General features: G+C 71.6%; 15 protein-coding genes and 1 tRNA gene. 8 read left to right on the top strand and 8 right to left on the bottom strand.

The window, feature by feature from the left end; translation table 11 throughout:
* Nucleotides 1-285 precede the first annotated feature (285 nt).
* Nucleotides 286-359: transfer RNA gene (locus tag AC0N04_RS10940), tRNA-Gly, on the bottom strand.
* Nucleotides 360-536: 177 nt separating this feature from the next.
* On the opposite strand from AC0N04_RS10940, the gene AC0N04_RS10935 reads away from it, so the two are divergent.
* Together AC0N04_RS10935 and trmB are read left to right on the top strand one after the other, a co-directional pair.
* Nucleotides 537-986, top strand: coding sequence for a DsrE family protein (locus AC0N04_RS10935; RefSeq protein WP_474281450.1), 450 nt, complete (start codon nt 537-539; stop codon nt 984-986).
* Between the two features lie 92 nt (nt 987-1,078).
* Nucleotides 1,079-1,813, top strand: a complete 735-nt coding sequence (gene trmB / locus AC0N04_RS10930) for a tRNA (guanosine(46)-N7)-methyltransferase TrmB (protein ID WP_474281448.1) — start codon at nt 1,079-1,081, stop codon at nt 1,811-1,813.
* Nucleotides 1,814-1,873: 60 nt separating this feature from the next.
* Here the strand turns inward: trmB and AC0N04_RS10925 are convergent, their stop codons facing one another.
* A complete protein-coding gene (locus AC0N04_RS10925) occupies nt 1,874-2,719 on the bottom strand; it encodes an undecaprenyl-diphosphate phosphatase (RefSeq protein ID WP_474281446.1) in 846 nt (281 codons plus the stop codon).
* A 91-nt stretch (nt 2,720-2,810) separates the two neighbouring features.
* Complete coding sequence (locus tag AC0N04_RS10920) at nt 2,811-3,368, bottom strand: DUF1439 domain-containing protein (RefSeq protein WP_474281444.1); 558 nt, start codon at nt 3,366-3,368, stop codon at nt 2,811-2,813.
* Between the two features lie 223 nt (nt 3,369-3,591).
* Between AC0N04_RS10920 and AC0N04_RS10915 the strand changes: the two genes are divergently transcribed.
* Nucleotides 3,592-4,245: a protein-L-isoaspartate O-methyltransferase family protein gene (locus tag AC0N04_RS10915; protein WP_474281442.1), complete on the top strand. Its 654-nt coding sequence runs from the start codon at nt 3,592-3,594 to the stop codon at nt 4,243-4,245.
* Nucleotides 4,246-4,446: 201 nt separating this feature from the next.
* Nucleotides 4,447-5,811: a TolC family outer membrane protein gene (locus tag AC0N04_RS10910; RefSeq protein WP_474281440.1), complete on the top strand. Its 1,365-nt coding sequence runs from the start codon at nt 4,447-4,449 to the stop codon at nt 5,809-5,811.
* On the opposite strand, the gene AC0N04_RS10905 is transcribed toward AC0N04_RS10910, so the two are convergent.
* Nucleotides 5,789-7,114: a 3-deoxy-D-manno-octulosonic acid transferase gene (locus AC0N04_RS10905; RefSeq protein ID WP_474281438.1), complete on the bottom strand. Its 1,326-nt coding sequence runs from the start codon at nt 7,112-7,114 to the stop codon at nt 5,789-5,791. The two genes, AC0N04_RS10910 and AC0N04_RS10905, sit on opposite strands and share 23 nt — an antisense overlap.
* 4 nt (nt 7,115-7,118) lie before the next feature.
* Nucleotides 7,119-8,507 (bottom strand): phosphomannomutase/phosphoglucomutase, encoded by a 1,389-nt coding sequence (locus AC0N04_RS10900; protein WP_474281436.1) that lies wholly within the window; start codon nt 8,505-8,507, stop codon nt 7,119-7,121.
* A 180-nt stretch (nt 8,508-8,687) separates the two neighbouring features.
* Between AC0N04_RS10900 and AC0N04_RS10895 the strand changes: the two genes are divergently transcribed.
* The 3 genes from AC0N04_RS10895 to AC0N04_RS10885 all read left to right on the top strand — a co-directional run bounded on the left by AC0N04_RS10895 (nt 8,688) and on the right by AC0N04_RS10885 (nt 11,696).
* Nucleotides 8,688-10,199, top strand: coding sequence for an Ada metal-binding domain-containing protein (locus AC0N04_RS10895; RefSeq protein WP_474281434.1), 1,512 nt, complete (start codon nt 8,688-8,690; stop codon nt 10,197-10,199).
* A gap of 95 nt (nt 10,200-10,294) precedes the next feature.
* The gene (locus tag AC0N04_RS10890; RefSeq protein ID WP_474282049.1) at nt 10,295-10,759 is read left to right on the top strand and encodes a methylated-DNA--[protein]-cysteine S-methyltransferase; all 465 of its coding nucleotides are present in this window, start codon (nt 10,295-10,297) and stop codon (nt 10,757-10,759) included.
* A 40-nt stretch (nt 10,760-10,799) separates the two neighbouring features.
* The gene (locus AC0N04_RS10885) at nt 10,800-11,696 is read left to right on the top strand and encodes a DMT family transporter (RefSeq protein WP_474281432.1); all 897 of its coding nucleotides are present in this window, start codon (nt 10,800-10,802) and stop codon (nt 11,694-11,696) included.
* Nucleotides 11,697-11,965: 269 nt separating this feature from the next.
* On the opposite strand, the gene AC0N04_RS10880 is transcribed toward AC0N04_RS10885, so the two are convergent.
* Both AC0N04_RS10880 and AC0N04_RS10875 read right to left on the bottom strand, forming a co-directional pair.
* Nucleotides 11,966-14,128 carry a TonB-dependent receptor gene (locus AC0N04_RS10880; RefSeq protein ID WP_474281430.1) on the bottom strand — a complete coding sequence of 721 codons (2,163 nt, stop codon included), beginning with the start codon at nt 14,126-14,128 and terminating at the stop codon, nt 11,966-11,968.
* Between the two features lie 72 nt (nt 14,129-14,200).
* A complete protein-coding gene (locus AC0N04_RS10875) occupies nt 14,201-14,509 on the bottom strand; it encodes a hypothetical protein (protein WP_474281428.1) in 309 nt (102 codons plus the stop codon).
* Between the two features lie 119 nt (nt 14,510-14,628).
* Between AC0N04_RS10875 and AC0N04_RS10870 the strand changes: the two genes are divergently transcribed.
* Nucleotides 14,629-15,366 (top strand): ZIP family metal transporter, encoded by a 738-nt coding sequence (locus AC0N04_RS10870; RefSeq protein ID WP_474281426.1) that lies wholly within the window; start codon nt 14,629-14,631, stop codon nt 15,364-15,366.
* Between the two features lie 7 nt (nt 15,367-15,373).
* On the opposite strand, the gene AC0N04_RS10865 is transcribed toward AC0N04_RS10870, so the two are convergent.
* On the bottom strand, nt 15,374-17,152 hold the full coding sequence (locus AC0N04_RS10865) for a diguanylate cyclase domain-containing protein (RefSeq protein WP_474281424.1): 1,779 nt from the start codon (nt 17,150-17,152) through the stop codon (nt 15,374-15,376).
* Nucleotides 17,153-17,165 lie beyond the last annotated feature (13 nt).

The raw sequence follows: 17,165 nt of genomic DNA, 5'->3' as shown, positions 1-17,165 counted from the left end.
CGGCGAGCCGGCCACCACCTTCAAGATGTCCAACCCAACCACTCCAACCGAGAATCCGTCCAACTCACAAAGGCACCGCCGCCAGCCCAGCGAGAATCTCGCTGGCGACCACGATGTGGCCTCGCTCCGCACCCGCAAGCGCTCAGGAACGGTCAGACGCGCGATGTAGACGCCGCTACGGCGCCGATGAAGACTTCCCACTACCACCCCAAGTTGGTTGAGGCGCTTGTTAGAGGAAGGTTGGCAGCGCTACTTTCCCAGACGGGACAAGCACTTACCGAGATATGGAGCGGGTGAAGGGAATCGAACCCTCGTATGAAGCTTGGGAAGCTGCCGTTCTACCATTGAACTACACCCGCAGCGCCGCAGATTCTAGCGTGGCATTGGCACACCAGGGCAGCCGCCCTGCGCGCCGGCCTCACGGGGCGCCCCCGGGGTCGCGACCATCACCTGGGGTTCGTCGGGAGTGCGCCCCCCACAGTTCGCCCCGAAGATCCACGCCGGGCTCGATCACCGGGCCGGAAAAGGACTTCGACATGCCGTATTCGGGACATCCATCAGCACACGCATCAGCACGCACGCCGGGATGGCGGGCGCTGGCCCTCATCGCGTTCGGGCTGTTCTGCGGCGCCGCCGCCTGGGCCCAGGACAAGGTCGTCTTCCAGGTCAGCGACCCGGTGCCCGCCAAGTGGAACCTGACACTGAACAACGCGCACAACGTGCAGCAGTTGCTGGGCGCCGGGAACGTCAAGGTCGAGATCGTCGTCTACGGCCCGGGCATCGGCATGCTGAAGTCGGATTCGCCGGTGGCCCAGCGCGTGGCCGAGGCCGTCGGCGACAAGGTGACCGTGGTCGCCTGCCGGGAAACGATGAAGGCGATGAAGCTCACCGAGGCCGACATGCTCAAGGAGATCGGCTACGTGCCCGGCGGCGTGGTCGAGTTGATGAAGCGCGAGAAGGAAGGCTACGCCTACATCCGGCCATAAGGCGCCGCCCGCGGCGCGCTGATGCGGCAGGGAGCGCCCGGCCATCGGGCACAATCGCCGCCCGATCCCGCTCCCCCGTTGCCCGCCGCGCCATGCCCCTGCCCCCGGACGCCCCTGTCGATTCCGCCGTCGCCACGCCCGCCGACGAGCCGCCGCGGCGCGGCATCCGCAGCTTCGTGCTGCGCGCCGGACGCATGGGCACCGGCCAGCAGCGCGCGCTCGACGACCTGGGGCCGCGCTTCGTGCTGCCCTATGCCGAGCAGGTGCTGGACCGCGTCGCCGTCTTCGGCCGCCGCGCGCCGCTGGTGTTGGAGATCGGTTTCGGCATGGGCGCGGCCACCGCGCAGATCGCCGCCGCACGGCCGGACACCGACTTCATCGGCGTCGAGGTCCACACCCCCGGCGTCGGCGCGCTGCTCAAGCGCATCGGAGAAGACCGATTGGACAACCTGCGCATCATCCAGCATGACGCAGTGCAGGTGCTGGAACACATGCTGGCACCGGCCTCGCTGGCGGGCGTGCATGTGTTCTTCCCCGATCCCTGGCACAAGAAGAAGCACCACAAGCGGCGGCTGATCCAGCCCCCGCTGGTGGCCCTGCTGGCTTCGCGCCTGGCGCCGGGCGGCACGCTGCACTGCGCCACCGACTGGCAGCCCTATGCCGAGCAGATGCTGGAGGTGCTGTCGGCCGAAGCTCGCCTGGCCAACACCGCAGAAGGCTACGCGCCGCGGCCCGACTACCGTCCGCTGACCAAGTTCGAAGCCCGCGGCCTCAAGCTGGGCCACGGGGTGTGGGACCTGGTGTTCACGCGACGCGCCGGCGCCTGAACGGCCCCCGGCGCGCAGGCACGGGTTCGCCGGCAGCCGGCCGTCGCGCTGCTCAGTTCGTCAGCCGACCCACAGCACCACCAGCGAGGCCAGCAGACAGTAGCCGCCGAACAGGTGCCAGCGGTCTTGCTCCAGCCAGCGCGACAGCCAGCGCAGCGCGATCAGGCCGGCGGCGAAGCTCAGCACCATGCCCAGCAGGCCGGGCACCAGCGCGTGCATCAGGCCGCCGGCCTGCGCGGCGCCTTCCAGCGCGTGGTCCTTGTGGACCCGCCAGACTTCCTTGACGATCACGGCCGGCGTCAGCACCACGGCCAGCGCAAAGCTGAATTCCTCCGCGCGCTTCTTGCTGACCCCCATCGCGATGCCGGTGGAGATCGTCGCGCCGGAGCGCGAGAAGCCGCGGAACGGCAGGCACAGGCCCTGGACCGCGCCGATCCAGCCGGCGCTGCGCAGGCTCAGGTCGCCGCTGCCGCGCTCGGCAAAGCGCGACGAGGCGATGATCAGCACGCCGGCCGCCGCCAGCGCGCCCGCCATCAGCTTGGCGTTGCCGAACAGGTGCTCGATCTCGAAGGCCGAGCTGCCGCCGAAAAAGACATGCTTGATCAGCGCCTGCAGCGACAGGCCGACGGCGCCGGTCACCAGCGTGGCCAGGATCACCATCACCGCGTGGTGGCGAAACGCCTGCCGGGAGCTGAAATAGGCCTCGCGCCAAGCCGACCAGAAATAGGCGATGACCGCGAACATCGTGCCGGTGTGCAGCATCACCAGCAGCAAGGTCATCTGCGGCAGCGTCGGGTCCAGGCCCATCAGCTTTTCGGCGACGATCACGTGCGCCGAGCTCGACACCGGCAGCAGCTCGGCCACGCCCTGCACGATGGCGAGGATCAGGATTTGAACAAGGTCCATGGAAGCTCAGCAAGGAAGGGAAGGACGGTGCCGACCGCGCGGCCGGGCACCGAAGGCGGTGGATCATACCGGCCGCCGGATGGCCGGCGCGTCAGGACACCGGCACCACGGTCAGGCTCAGCCCGCGCGGCGTGACCTCGACCCGGTCCGGCCGATACCCCCAGCGCGCCAGGCGCTGCAACTGCTCGGCCGGTAGGCGGTGGATCGCCGCCCCGTCGAGCAGGTTCTCGGCCACCACCGCGCCCAAGTCCTCCAGCGGCAGCGGCGGCCGGGCGCCCGCGGCGTCGAGGGTGAACGCCGTCACCTGCACGTCGGCCAGGCGCAGGCTGTGGTCGCCCGGCTCGTAGCGCAGTGCCGACGTCAGCGCCAGATGGCCCTGCACCGGCTGGCCGGACCACCGGTCCGTCAGCGCCAGGTGGATGTCGACCGCCACCCGGTTGCTCTGCGGCAGCAGGGTCAGCGCCGGCTGCGACACCTGGACGTCGATCACCTGCAACAGCCGCCGATCGATCGGAAAGCGCCGCGCCAGCATCTGGTTCAGCTCCGCCTGGCTCCAGCTCAAGGTGCGCGGGCCCATCACCTGGGCGCAACCCGCCAGCAAGCCGGCGACGACCGCCAGCAAGCACAGGAATCGCAAACGCATACGCATGGCGAGGTGATCGGTGGAGGCGTGCATGGCGGACGCCTGCGGGCCGGGGGGCGCCGCGGCGCGATGGAGAGGGGATGGATTCTCGCTCCACCCGTGATCTACTGCGAGTCGGATGATCTGGAGCAATCGGCCGCCCCGCTGTGGCGCCGCGGCCGGGCAGCCCCTCGCGAAGGCACCTAAAATCGACAGCTGAGGCGATGCGTCGCCACCCCCAGGACACCGTATGAACACCGAACAAGCCCGCTTCAACATGATCGAGCAGCAGATCCGCCCGTGGGATGTGCTGGATGCCACCGTGCTTTCGCTGCTGGCCGTGGTGCGGCGCGAGGACTTCGTCCCCGCCGCCTACCGCGCACTGGCCTTCGTCGACACCGAGGTGCCGCTGCCCGGCGGGCAGGTGATGCTGGCCCCGCGCGTCGAAGCCCGGCTGCTGCAGGAGGCCAAGGTGCAGCGCCACGAAAGCGTGCTGGAGATCGGGGCCGGCTCCGGCTTCATGGCCGCGCTGCTGGCGCACCGTGCGCTGCGCGTGGTGTCGTTGGAGATCCGTCCGCCGCTGGCCCGCCTGGCGACCGAGAACCTGCGCCGGGCCGGCATCACCAACGCCGAGGTGCGCGAGGCCGATGGCAGCGCCGGCCTGCCGTCGGAAGGCCCGTTCGACGTGATCATGCTGTCGGGCTCGGTGGCCAGCGTGCCGCAGGCCTTGCTGGACCAGCTCAAGCCGGGCGGCCGCCTGCTCGCCATCGAGGGCCACGAGCCGGTGATGCGCGCCACGCGCTACACCCGCCTGGACGACGGTGCGTTCAGCAAGGTGGATCTGTTCGACACGGTCGCGGCCCGTCTGGACGGTTTTGCCGAACCCAGCCGCTTCCATTTCTGAGCCGGGCATGACCGCCTGGCCGCCCGCGCCGCTCATCCGCCCGCAGCGGCGGACCAGGCCGCCCGAAGTGCAGCTGATCGCATGCGCCGCCGAGGCCGGTCGCGGTGCGTGTACAAATGCGATGACGCGACGAGGGCCTCCCGCCGAGGCCATGGCCCACGCCCGCCGTCGCGCCCGACCCGATACCCGAAGGAAAGCCCCATGATGCCGTTGCACCGCCTGTTCCCGCCACGCGCCGCCATGCTGACACCGCTCGCGCTGGCCCTGCTGGCGCTGAGTCCGCTGGCCCGCGCGCAGAGCCTGCAGGCGATGTACGACACCGCCCGCACCTACGACGCCGCCTACCTCAGCGCCCGCGCCCAGGCCGATTCGGTGCGCTACAAGGCCGACCAGGCCCATGCGCTGTGGCGCCCCACCGTCGGGTTGAACGCAGGAGTCTCCCGCAACATCGCCGACACGCCGTACGCGACGCCGCTCAGCACCGACTCCACCGCCAGCCAGATCGGCATCACCGCGTCGCAGACGCTGTACAACCGCGCCAACAGCGCGACGATCGACCAGGCCGAGCGCGGCGTGAGCCTCGCGCAGTCGCAACTGCGGGCCGCCGAGCAAGACCTGATCGTGCGACTGTCGCAGGCCTATTTCGACGTGCTGGCGGCCAGCGATGCGCTGGACACGGTGCAGGCCAGCAAGAAGGCGATCGCCGAGCAGCTCGCGTCGGCCCAGCGCAACTTCGAGGTCGGCACCGCCACCATCACCGACACCCGCGAAGCCCAGGCCCGCTACGACCTGGCGCTGGCCCAGGAGCTGGCCGCCGACAATGACCTGCGTGTCAAGCGCCTGGCGCTGGAGCAACTGGTCGGCAAGCCCGACCTGAAACCCCTGCCGCTGGCCCAGCCGGTGGCGCTGCCGCCGCTGCAGCCCGCCCGGGTCGATGCCTGGATCGCCTCCGCCGAAGGCAGCAGTCCGACCATCGAGCAGGCCCGCCTGGCGCTGGAGGTGGCGAGCCTGGAAACCGAGAAGGCGCGGGCCGGCCACCTGCCCACCGTGGCACTGACCGGCAGCTTCGCGCGCCAGCACGTGTCGGTCAATGGCGACTACTCGGCCACCCAGTCCTACAACAGCACCGGCACCGGCAACAACACGACGGTGGGCATCGCGCTGAACGTGCCCTTGTTCGCCGGCTACGCGATCCAGAACCGGGTCAAGGAGACGCTGTCGCTGGAGGAAAAGGCCCAGGATGACCTGGCCGCCGCGCGCCGCGGCGTGACGCAGGGCACGCGCGCCGCCTACTACGGCGTGCAGTCGGGCGAGGCCCAGGTGCGGGCCCTGGAAGCCGCCGAATCGTCGAGCAAGCTGGCGCTCGAAGCCACGCAGCTGGGCTACAAGGTCGGCGTGCGGGTGAACATCGACGTGCTGAACGCGCAGACCCAGCTGTTCCAGACCCAGACCAATCTGGCCAAGGCACGCTACGACGTGATCGTCGGCGACCTGAAGCTGCGTCAGGCGGCGGGCGTGCTCAAACCCGAGGACATCACCGCCGTCAACGCGCTGCTGGCGCACTGACGCAGCCGAGGATGTGCCCGGCCATGCGCCGGGCCGCGCCGCGATGGCGCGCGCTGAAAGCCCGCGCCTGGGCGGCGGCGGCGGCCAGGCGGTCACGGTCGGCCAGCAGCTCCTGGGCCAGAGCCACGGCCGCCGGCAGGTCGGCGCAGCGCCAGGCCGCCCCTTCGGCCAGCGCCCGCTCGGCGGCCTCGGCGAAATTGAAGGTCGACGGTCCGAGCAGCACCGGGCAGCCGCAGGCCGCCGCCTCGATCAGGTTGTGGCCCCCGAGCGGCGCGAAGCTGCCGCCCAGCAGCGCCAGCGTCGAGGCACCGTAGTACAGCGCCATCTCGCCCAGGCTGTCGCCGAGCCAGACCTCGGCGTCCATCGCCTCGGCGGGCGGCAGGTCGCCGGTCCAGGTACTGCGGCGCGCCAGGCTCAGGCCCGCCGCCGCGACCACGTCCGCCACCGCATCGAAACGCTGGGGATGGCGCGGCACGATCAGCAGCCGCGGCCGCGGCGCCGGCCACCCGCGCCAGGCCTGCAGCAGCCGTTCCTCTTCGCCCTCGCGGCTGTTGGCCATCGCGACGATCGCCCGCGGCTGGGCGTCGCGCCAGCGCGCACCGCGCGCGAGCTGGTGGGCGTCCGGATCGAGGTCGTACTTGAGGTTGCCGCACACCACCACTTCGGGCACGCCGGCCGCGCGCAGCCGGACGGCATCGGGCTCGGATTGCGCCAGCGCCAGGCGCAGGCGCCGGCCTGCCGGGTGCAGCAAGGCGGCCAGCCGTTCGCCACGGCGCGCGCTGCGCTCGCTCAGGCGCGCGTTCGCCAGCACCATCGGCACACCCTGCTGGGCCGCCTCGTGCAGCAGGTTCGGCCAGATCTCGGTCTCCATCAGCACGCCCACGGCCGGGCGGTGGCGCCGCAGAAAGCGTCGCACCGCGCCCGGCGTATCGAAGGGCAGCCAGGTCTGCAGATCGCCCGGCCGCAGCAGCGCCCGGCCGGCGGCGCGGCCGGTGGCCGTGCCATGGGTCAACAGCAGGCGCAGTTCGGGACGGGCCTCGCGCAGCGCCTGCAACAAGGCTTTGGCGGCCAGGGTTTCGCCCAGCGAGACGGCGTGCAGCCACAGCGCCCCCGGTGCCGGTGCCGGGCCGCCGATCGCCAGCCGCTGCAGCAGGGCCTCGCGGTAGCCGGGCTCGCGGCGCCCGCGCCACCACAAGCGGGCCAGGTAGGCCGGCGTCGCCAGCCGCAGCACGGTCGAATACACGGCCCGCGCCAGACGCTGCCGCGGCGTGAGCACCGGTGCGCCGGCCGCGGTGGCGGTCACGGCGTCAATGGGCGGCGGCGGCAATCTGCGCGTCGGGCTTGACCGCGCGCAGCGCCGCCATGAAGTCGGCCTCGATGCGGTGCATCGCCGCTTCGGTGTGGCCCTCGAAGCGCAGCACCAGCACCGGCGTGGTATTGGAGGCGCGGACCAGGCCGAAGCCGTCGGGATACTCGGCGCGCAGGCCATCGGTGGTGATGATCTCGGCGCCGGGGAATGCCGCGGTGGCCAGCATCTTCTCGATCACCTGGGCCGGCTCGCCCTCGGCGCACGCGACATTCAGCTCCGGCGTGTTGAAGCTGGTGGGCAGGGCGTTGAGCACCGCGCTCGGATCGGCGTGGCGCGACAGGATCTCCAGCAGCCGGGCCGCGGTGTACATGCCGTCGTCGAAGCCGTACCAGCGTTCCTTGAAGAACATGTGGCCGCTCATCTCGCCGGCGATCGGCGCGCCGGTTTCCTTCAGCTTGGCCTTGACCAGCGAGTGGCCGGTCTTCCACATCAGCGGCACGCCGCCGGCCGCACGGATCGCCGGTGCCAGGCGCTGGGTGCACTTGACGTCGAAGATCACCGTGCCGCCCTTGACGCGGCCGAGGATGTCGCGCGCGAACAGGATCAGCTGGCGGTCGGGGTAGATGATCTGGCCGTCCTTGGTGACCACGCCCAGCCGGTCGCCGTCGCCGTCGAAGGCCAGGCCCAGTTCGGCATCGGTGGCGTTCACCACCTTGATCAGGTCGGCCAGGTTCTCGGGCTTGGACGGATCGGGGTGGTGGTTGGGAAAGTCGCCATCGACCTTGGAGTACAGGTCGATCACCTCGCAGCCCAGCACGCGCAGGATGGCCGGCGCGGTCGCACCCGGGATGCCGTTACCCGAATCGACCACGATCTTCATCGGCCGCGCCAGCCTGCAATCGCTGGTGATGCGGTGGCTGTATTCGGGCACGATGTCCATCGTGCCGATGCGGCCGCGGCCGCGGGCATAGTCCTCGGCCTCGATGCGGCGGCGCAGGCCCTGGATCTCCTCGCCGTAGATCGCACGGCCGGCCAGCACCATCTTGAAGCCGTTGTAGTCCTTGGGGTTGTGGCTGCCGGTCACCTGGATGCCGCTGCTGCAGCCGTGCCGGGCGCGGGTCGCGGCCACGTAATAGACCATCGGCGTGGTGACCGCGCCGATGTCGACCACGTCCAGCCCGGTCGACGCGATCCCGCGCATCAGCGCCGCCACCAGGCCCGGGCCCGACAAGCGCCCGTCGCGCCCGACCACCACGGCCTTCTCGCCCACCTTCAGCGCCTCGGTGCCGAAGGCCCGGCCGAGGTGCTCGGCCACCGATTCGTTGAGAGACTGCCCGACGATGCCGCGGATGTCGTAGGCCTTGAAGATGGACGGTGTGACGTGCATGGCGATGGAGCCTGGTGGGTTGGACGCCCGTCACCGCGCTGGGCGACGGGCTGGCCCGATTGTAGGGAGGCCCACGGCCGCCGCCGGGTACAAGCGGGGTACATCCCGGGCGCGTCGCCCGGTCGAACAAGAGGTCCGAAAACGGCGAGTACCGGCCGGCCCGCGGCCTATCATGGCCGCATGCCCGCCGCCTCGCCCTCGTCACCCGCCCTTCAGGATGCGGCCTTGTACCAGGCGCTGCGGACCCGCGACGCACGCTTCGACGGGCGCTTTTTCGTCGGCGTCACCTCCACCGGCATCTACTGTCGGCCGGTCTGCCGGGTGCGTCTGCCCAAGCCCGAGAACTGCCGCTTCTTTGCCAATGCGGCCAGCGCCGAGCGCCAGGGTTTCCGGCCCTGCCTGCGCTGCCGGCCCGAACTGGCGCCCGGCCTGTCCGGCACCGATGCCTCGCAGGCGCTCGCACGGGCGGGCGCCCGTTGCATCGATCACGCCGTGGCCTGCGGCGAGCCGCTCGCGCTGCCCGCCGTGGCCCGCCGCCTGGGCGTGACCGAGCGGCACTTCCGGCGCGTGTTCCAGGCCACGCACGGCGTCAGCCCGATGGACTGGCTGGCCACCCAGCGGCTGCTGCTGGCCAAGCGCCTGCTGACCGACACCCGCTTGCCGGTCACCGAGGTCGCCGGCGCCAGCGGCTTCGCCAGCCTGCGCCGCTTCAACGCGGCCTTTGCCGAGCGCTACCGGCTGGCGCCGAGCGCCCTGCGCAAGGCGGCGCAAACGCCTCCGGCCCCCGATCCAGGTATCGACAACGAACCGTTCGCGCTGCGGCTGCCCTGGCGTCCGCCCTACGACATCGCGGCGATGCAGGGCTTTCTCGCCGCCCGCCCCTTGCTGGGGATCGAAGCCGCGGACACCGCCACCTGGCGCCGCACGCTCGCGCTGGGCGTGCAGGGCCAGGTCCATCGCGGCTGGCTGTCGTTGCAGTTCGACGCCGACGGGGCCCAGGTGCTGCTGGCGGTATCGCCCTCGCTGGCGCCGGCACTGGGCACCGTGCTGGCGCGGGTGCGGCACCTGCTGGATCTGGATGCCGATCCCGAGGCCATCGCCCCTGCTCTGCAGGGACTGCCGCAACCGGCCTGGCCCGGCCTGCGGGTGCCGGGCTGCATCGACGGGTTCGAAACCACGGTGCGCATCGTCCTGGGCCAGCAGGTCAGCGTGGCCGCCGCCTGCACGCTGGCCGCCCGGCTGGTGGCGCGCTTCGGCGAACGGCTGGACACCCCGTTCGCCGGACTGACCCACCTGTTCCCGACCGCCCGGTGCCTGGCCGACGCGCCGGCCGAGGCGATCGGCACGCTGGGCATCGTGCGGACCCGGGTCGCGGCGCTGCAGGCGCTGGCGCGGGGGGTGGCGAGCGGCGAGCTGGCCCTCCATCCCGCCGCCCCGCTGGCCGACACGCTGGCCCGCCTGCGCGCCCTGCCCGGCATCGGCGACTGGACCGCCGAGCTGGTGGCATTGCGGGTGCTGGCCTGGCCGGACGCGTTTCCCGCGACCGATGCCGGGGTGGTGCGCGCGCTGGGCGGCCTGCGCCCACCCGCCTCGCTCCAGCGCGCCGAGGCCTGGCGGCCCTGGCGCTCGTATGCGGTGATGCAGTTGTGGCAATCGCTGACCACGCCGACGAACCCGGAGATCCTCCCATGAGACCCCTTGCGCTGCCCGACATGATCCCCCCCCTCCCGATTCGCCGCGAGCCCGCCACGCGCCTGGCGCAGCGGCCCTGGGTCGCCCAGGCCCTGATGGCGTCGCCGCTGGGGCCGATGCGGCTGGCCGCCACCGCCCAGGGCCTGGGCGGCCTGTGGTTCGAGGGCCAGGCGCACCACCCGGGGCCGCTGGCGGCGCCGATCGATCCCGGCCACCCGGTGCTGCGGCAGGCCGCCAACGAACTCGACGCCTACTGGCGCCGGGCGTGCGACACGTCCTTCCGCGTGCCGCTGGATGCCGGCGGCACGCCGTTTCAGCAGGCGGTCTGGCGCGCGCTGGCCGCGATCCCCTGCGGCGCCAACGCCACCTACGGCGAGATCGCCGCGGCCATCGGCCGCCCGCAAGCCGTCAGGGCGGTCGGTGCCGCGGTGGGCCGCAACCCGATCAGCCTGATCGTGCCCTGCCACCGCGTGCTGGGCCGCGATGGCTCGCTGACCGGCTATGCCGGCGGGCTGGAACGCAAGCGCGCGCTGTTGCATCGAGAATCGCAGGCCCGCTGAAGCCGGCTCGCCGCGCCCCACCCGACTCCGTCCCCACGCCATGTCCCTGCCCAACCTGATCGAGATGCTGCTGCTCGCCGCCCTGTGGGGCGCGTCCTTCCTGTTCATGCGTGTCGGCGCCGGCAGCTTCGGTCCGCTGGCGATGGTCGGGGTGCGGGTGCTGGGCGCCAGCGCGTTCCTGCTGCCGATCCTGCTGTGGCGGCGCGAGGCGGGCGCGCTGCGCCGCCACTGGCGCCCCATCCTGCTGGTGGGCCTGACCAACTCGGCGCTGCCCTTCCTCTGCTATGGCGCCGCGGCGCTGGCGATCAACGCAGGGCTGTCGTCAGTCTTCAACGCCACCACGCCGCTGTGGGGAGCGCTGATCGCCTGGGCCTGGCTGGGCGACCGCCCCCACCGCTTCAAGCTGGCCGGACTGGCGCTGGGCTTCGCCGGCGTGCTGTGGCTGGCCTGGGACAAGGCCAGCTTCAAGTCCGGTGCGACGGCGATCAGCCCCGGCCTGGCGGTGCTCGCCTGCCTGGCCGCCACCTCGCTGTACGGCTTCTCGGCCGTTTTCACGCGGCGCTATCTGGCCGGCGTGCCGTCGATGGCCCTGGCCTGCGGCAGCCAGCTCTCCGCCAGCCTGCTGCTGGTGCCGCTGGCGCTGTGGCAGTGGCCGGCCACGCCGCCCGGTGCGCCGGCCTGGGGCGCCATCCTGGCGCTGGCGGTGGCCTGCACCGGCGTGGCCTACGTGATGTACTTTCGCCTGATCGCCCGCGTCGGCGCGACCCACGCGATGAGCGTGACCTTTCTGATCCCGGCATTCGCCGTGCTGTGGGGCTGGTTGTTCCTGCACGAGGCCCTCAGCGCCACGATGGTCGGCGCCTGCGCGGTGATCCTGGCCGGCACCGCGCTGGTCACCGGCCTGATCGGACCGCGCGTTGCGGCCAGGGCGCCCTGACGGCGGCCAGCCCCGGCCGACCCTGCTCGGGGCAGTGCCAATCGGCGCCGATGGTGGCGGACCGCGGGCGCCCGGATCACCATCGACACCGGCGTCCGCAAGGCGTTGGGTCCACGCCCTGGCAGCGCCGCCTTTTGGAGGGCCTGTCATGAACAGCCATCCCGAACTGCTCTGGTCCCTGCTGGCCATGCTGGCCTGGATGGGCGCGCTGGTGGTGCTGATGCTCTGGTTCATCGTGCGACAGCGACACTGAGCCCGCTGCGGCCGGATCAGAACGACTTGCGCAGCCCGAGTTCCAGCGTGCGGCGCGGCCCGTACTGCGGCGCCCCGACGCCGATGCCGGTGCCATCGCGCAATTCGTAGACGCGGTCGAACAGGTTCAGCACCGACACCCGGAGCTCGACCGAGCCCGCCGCGCCGCCCAGCGCCAGCGGTCGGCGGGCCGCCAGGTTGACTTGGGCGTAGCCGGGCAGATGCGCGGTGTTGGCGAAGCCGCGGCGCAGGCCGCTGCCGACCAGCGCATCGGCACTCAGCATCAGGCCCTGCGGGCCGCGGTGCGACAGGCCGGCCGAGGCGGTGACCGACTGGTCGTGGTCCAGGTGCACCCAGTGGCCAGCGAGGTAGGCGAGTTCGTTCGGATCGAAGTTGAACTGGCCGGTCTCGATGCCGCGGCCCATCGCGCGCGACCAGGCCAGGTTGGCGTAGCCGCCCCAGTCCCGCGCATGCCAGCTGCCCGAGAACTCGATGCCCCGGATCCGACCCTGCGCATAGTTGAAGGCCGAGTAGATCAAGGCGTTGCCGAACTGACCTTCGTCCTGCAGATGAGACACCTCGCGGTCATAGGCGTCGACGCCCAGTGTGATCGTCGGCGTCAGCTGGAACGACAGCCCGGCATCGAAGTAATTCGCGCGCTCGGAGCGCACCGCGGTGTTCGCGTCCGACGGCAGCGCATTGGTGGTGCCGAGGAATTTCTGCACCGACGTGGTGTCGATCTTCTCGGTCGGCGGCGGTGTGAAATACCGCGCGTAGCCGGCATGCAGCCGCAGGTCGGCGCTGAGGTCGTAGACGATGCCGAAGCGCGGGCTGAACTGATGCTCGTCGACCACGGTGCGGGCCCGGTCGTAGCGCAGGCCGTAGTTCACCGTCAGCGCCTTGACCGGCTGCCACTCGTCCTGCAGGTACACCCCCCACAGCGTGCCGGCCAGCGCGCTGTTGTCGACCAGCGTCTCGGGCGTGGTGCCGGTCTGCTGGCCGCCCGCATCGGCCGGGAAGACCTGCGCGGTGTTGCCGACGCGGTAGCGCTCGTGCTGCAGGAACAGGCCGCTGCGCAGCGTGTGCCGCGCTCCCAGGGGCGCGCTGAGATCGGCCTGCACGCCGTCCGCGGTGTTGCTGCGCAGGATGTCGGCGGCGATGCCCTTGAACACCAGGTCGCCGGCGACATCCGGCGTGTAGTGCACCTCCGAGACACGGTGGAACAGCGCGACCTGGTCATCGAGCGCGTCGCCGACGCTGCTTTGCAGCGACAGCACGCCGAAGCGGTTGCGCTCGCGCTGGCGCGCGTCCAGCGTCGCCGAGTCGGGCGCGCCGGCACCGGCCAGCGTGTAGACCGGTGCAACGCCCGGCAGGTCGGGAATCTGGAAGCGGCTGTCGGACACGCCGGCCATCAGGCTGACACGGCTCGTGTCGTCGATCAGGTACGACACGTCGCCGAAGCCCTTGCCCTGGTTCGTCGTGTCGTGAATCGCGCTGCGGGCGGGCGTGGGGTTCTCGATGCCGACCGGGTCGCGCAGGGCCGAGCCGGTCAGGTAGTAGCTGAACGCCCCGTGGCTACCGCCCAGCTCGCCATCGAACTCGCGGCGCCCCTGGCTGCCCGCGCTCAGACTGAGGCTGCCGACGTGCCCGGCCGCCTGACCCTTGGTCTTGATATCGACCACCGCTGCGGTGCGATCGCCGTACTGCGCCGGCAGCGCGCCGGTGAGCACGTCCACCCGATCGGCCAGCCGGGTCTGCAGCGACGGGCCGAAACCGCTGATCGATTCCGGCAGCACCACGCCGTCGAGCCGGTACTGCACGTTGGCATGGTCGCCGCGCACATGCAGCTGGCCGTACGAATCCTGCACCACCCCGGGCGCTTGCAGCACGACCTGGTTCAGCGGCGTGCTGTCGCCCTGCGGCAGCCGGGCCAGGTCCTGGCGGTCGAAGCGGTACAGGCTGCTGCCGGTGTCGGGCGACAGGCCGTTGCGTGCGGCGTCCAGGCGGCGGCGCACCGAGGTGATCTGGATCCGTTGGACGGCGGCCGTCGCGGCATCGCCGTCCGGCGCGGCAGCCAGCGCCACCGCGTCGCCGGCCGGCGGCGCCTCGGACGCCAACGAAGAGAGGGGAGCGAGCAGGAACACGGCCCATGCCGTGCCCTGGTGTCGAAAACCGGGCATCGAAAATTCCTTTGAAATGAACAAGGCCCTGCCCGTGGCGCCATGCAGGCGCCCTCGGGCAGGTCGATCGGATCAAAGGACCGGCGGGGGGCCGCAGGCCTGCGGCGTGGGGGCCTCGGCGGCCCGGCGCGACACCGCCAAGGCGGCCGGCAGCGGGTGGTCGAAGCTCAGCAGCAGCGCCCTGAACGGGTCGGGGCGGACGAGGCCGGCCACGGCCGAAAACGCCAGGCAGGACAGGCACAGGCGGTCGCCGTGGACCTCGCCGGCCTGTGCCGTGCGTGCCGCGTCCTGGCTCAGGTGGCCCAGCTCGTGCATGGCCGCGCCCTGCTGAGCCAGCAGCATCAGCAGCGGAGCCAGACAGGAGACCAGGAGCTTGCGCATCGCGGCGCGGATTGTCGCCCAGGGCCTCCGCCGCCGACCGCCGCGCGATGGCGGCGCCGTCGATCCGCATGATCTGCCGCGACAATGGCGGCCGTGAACACGCTTGGTCATCGCCCCCCATGACGCCCGTCCTCCTGAGCCTCGCCGCCTTCGTCTCGACGCTGGGCGGCGGCCTGCTGGCCTTCAAGTTCCGCGACGATCTGCACTACATCCTCGGCTTCACCGCCGGCGTGCTGCTGGGCGTGGTCAGCTTCGACGTGCTGCCCGAGATCTTCGCGCTGGCCGGTGAACAGCACCTCGACGCCAATCTGGCGATGGTGGCGCTGGTGGTCGGCTTCCTGCTCTTTCACGGGCTGGAGAAGTTCTTCCTGGTCCACCACGCGCACGAGGCGGACTACGCGGTGCACCACCACCCGACCTCGGGCCTGGTGTCGGCGCTGGCGCTGGCGGGACACAGCTTCATGGACGGCGTGGGCATCGGGCTGGGATTCCAAGTCTCGACGGTGGTCGGTCTGAGCGTCAGCCTGGCGGTGATCGCACACGACTTCTCGGACGGCCTGAACACCGTCAGCCTGATGCTGCGGCATCGCAACAGCACCCGCCGGTCCCAGGCCATGCTGCTGGTGGACGCGCTGGCCCCGGTGCTGGGCGCGGCCTCGACGCTGGCGCTGCACATCCCCCCGCGCGGACTGATGATCTATCTGGGATTTTTCGCCGGCTTCCTGCTCTACATCGGCGTCGCCGACATCCTGCCGGAAGCCCACTCGGGTGCGCGCCCGGCCACGTCGCTGAAGCTGATCGGCCTGACCTGCCTGGGTGCGGCCTTCATCTTCGCCGTCACGCGCGCGCTGTCCTGAGGCCGCGTCAGCCGATGCAGGTGCGGTTCTTGCCGGTCCGCTTGGCCTCGTACAAGGCCTCGTCGGCGCGCTCCAGCGCCTCTTCCAGCGGCTCGCCCGGGCGATAGGCGGTGACCCCCGCCGAGAAGGTGACGAAGACCTCCCGGCCCTCGTGCATGAACAGGCTCGCGCTGAGCAGCCGCTGCAAGCGGGTCAGCACCTGCTGGGCCTCGGCCACGGGTGTCCCCGGCAACAGGACCACGAATTCCTCGCCGCCGAAACGGGCCACCTGATCCACCGGCCGCAGCGAGGTCCGGACCCGCTCCGCCAGCGCCACCAGGGCCTGGTCGCCGGCGGCATGGCCCAGGCTGTCGTTCAGGCGCTTGAAGTTGTCGATGTCCAGCAGGCCCACGGCCAATTCACCGCCGTTGCGGTCCAGCCGGGCGCGTTCGGTCTCGAACTGCGCCATCAGGCCGCGCCGGTTGGCGACCTGGGTCAGCGCATCGGTGGCCACTTCGTCGGACAGGCGGCGCAACTCGGCTTCGAGCTCGCGCACCTTGGCTTCAAGTTCGGTGGCCCGGCCGTGCTCGTCCTTGAGGCGCTCGCGCGTGCTGCTGACCAGGGCGTGCACGCTGCGGCTCTCGTCGACCAGTTCGCGCACCACCCCGGCCAGGCTTTCGAGCGAGTCGGCGCGCTCGATCGTGTCGGCGTAGCGCAGCATGCCTTCGCTGAAGCGGCCGGTGTGCTGGTCGAGCTCGCCCAGCTCGCTGAGCATGCGGTGAATCAGCTCCTTGAGCGCCAGGCGGGCCTGGTCGCGGCCGCCGCGCAACTCGCGCTGGCGGGCCCGTGTTTCGGCCAGCAGATCGCTCGCCGCCTGCAGCGCACGGGCACTGAGGCCTTCCTGCAGGCGCTCGTTGAGGTTGTCGATCTGGCCACGCACCCAGGTGTCGTCCTCCGACAGCTCGCCCAGCCCGCCCGCCAGTTCCCGGCTCAGGCGGTGGACCTGGTCGAGCAGGTGGTGGCGATGCGCCAGCAGGCGTCGTGCGCGCTCGCAGACCTCGGCCACCGCCGCGGCCAGTTCGGCGCTGGCGCCCTCGGCGGCGATGCGCCCTGCCAGCGCCTTCAGCTCGTCGGCCAGCGCCACGGCGCGCGGCGCATCGAGCGGCAGCGCGGCGCGCACCGTGGCCTCCAGCGGCGCCACCAGGTCGGGCCACGGCGCGGGCGACGACAGGTCGGTGGACGCGACCGTCGCTTGCGCGGAAGCCGGCTCGTCGCCGCCGCGGGTGGCCTCGGCCGCCAGGCCGGTCGACGCGTCAGGCTGGGCTTCGTCGCTGTCCCAGGAGCCGACCAGTTGCCGCACGCGGTGAAGCAGGCGCTGCATGTCACCTCGGCTGGAGTCCAGCACCCGTTGCAGGCTGTCCTTCTTGCGGGCCAGCGTCCATTGCCGGCCGCCCCGCTCCAGGCCGCGCGCCAGGCGCTCGATCACCAGGGCCCAGGCCTGCGACTGCGCGGATGCGGACTCGGCGCCGCGGTCCAGCTGCCGCAAGGCGTCGTCCCACTGCCCTTGCGCCAGCGCCTTGGCCAGATCGGCGCGCAGCGCCGGGTCGTCGCTGGCACGGGCGGCCAGCTTGTCCAGCACGACCTTCGCCCTCGCTGGCAGCGCCGACCCCGTGGCCTTGCCCTCCCCCGCTTCCTCGGCCCAGGCCTGGGCGTAGTTCTCGGGCGTGGGTTCCTGCTTGGCCAAGGCCAGGCGGCGCAACGCGGCCTTGGCGATCTGGGCCGGTGTCAGCGTATCCGACGGTTTCATCGCGGCAGCGGCG

Source organism: Ideonella sp. sgz306126, assembly GCF_056032705.1.
Note: the sequence above shows the minus strand (reverse complement) of the source record. Positions and strands in the feature narration are given on the sequence as shown.

Bases quoted from the DNA above. Each gene is read 5' to 3' on its own strand.
- AC0N04_RS10935 (WP_474281450.1), top strand. From the start codon at position 537: ATGCCGTATTCGGGACATCCATCAGCACACGCATCAGCACGCACGCCG.
- trmB (WP_474281448.1), top strand. From the start codon at position 1,079: ATGCCCCTGCCCCCGGACGCCCCTGTCGATTCCGCCGTCGCCACGCCC.
- AC0N04_RS10925 (WP_474281446.1), bottom strand. From the start codon at position 2,719: ATGGACCTTGTTCAAATCCTGATCCTCGCCATCGTGCAGGGCGTGGCC.
- AC0N04_RS10920 (WP_474281444.1), bottom strand. From the start codon at position 3,368: ATGCGTATGCGTTTGCGATTCCTGTGCTTGCTGGCGGTCGTCGCCGGC.
- AC0N04_RS10915 (WP_474281442.1), top strand. From the start codon at position 3,592: ATGAACACCGAACAAGCCCGCTTCAACATGATCGAGCAGCAGATCCGC.
- AC0N04_RS10910 (WP_474281440.1), top strand. From the start codon at position 4,447: ATGATGCCGTTGCACCGCCTGTTCCCGCCACGCGCCGCCATGCTGACA.
- AC0N04_RS10900 (WP_474281436.1), bottom strand. From the start codon at position 8,507: ATGCACGTCACACCGTCCATCTTCAAGGCCTACGACATCCGCGGCATC.
- AC0N04_RS10895 (WP_474281434.1), top strand. From the start codon at position 8,688: ATGCCCGCCGCCTCGCCCTCGTCACCCGCCCTTCAGGATGCGGCCTTG.
- AC0N04_RS10890 (WP_474282049.1), top strand. From the start codon at position 10,295: ATGGCGTCGCCGCTGGGGCCGATGCGGCTGGCCGCCACCGCCCAGGGC.
- AC0N04_RS10885 (WP_474281432.1), top strand. From the start codon at position 10,800: ATGTCCCTGCCCAACCTGATCGAGATGCTGCTGCTCGCCGCCCTGTGG.
- AC0N04_RS10880 (WP_474281430.1), bottom strand. From the start codon at position 14,128: ATGCCCGGTTTTCGACACCAGGGCACGGCATGGGCCGTGTTCCTGCTC.
- AC0N04_RS10875 (WP_474281428.1), bottom strand. From the start codon at position 14,509: ATGCGCAAGCTCCTGGTCTCCTGTCTGGCTCCGCTGCTGATGCTGCTG.
- AC0N04_RS10870 (WP_474281426.1), top strand. From the start codon at position 14,629: ATGACGCCCGTCCTCCTGAGCCTCGCCGCCTTCGTCTCGACGCTGGGC.
- AC0N04_RS10865 (WP_474281424.1), bottom strand. From the start codon at position 17,152: ATGAAACCGTCGGATACGCTGACACCGGCCCAGATCGCCAAGGCCGCG.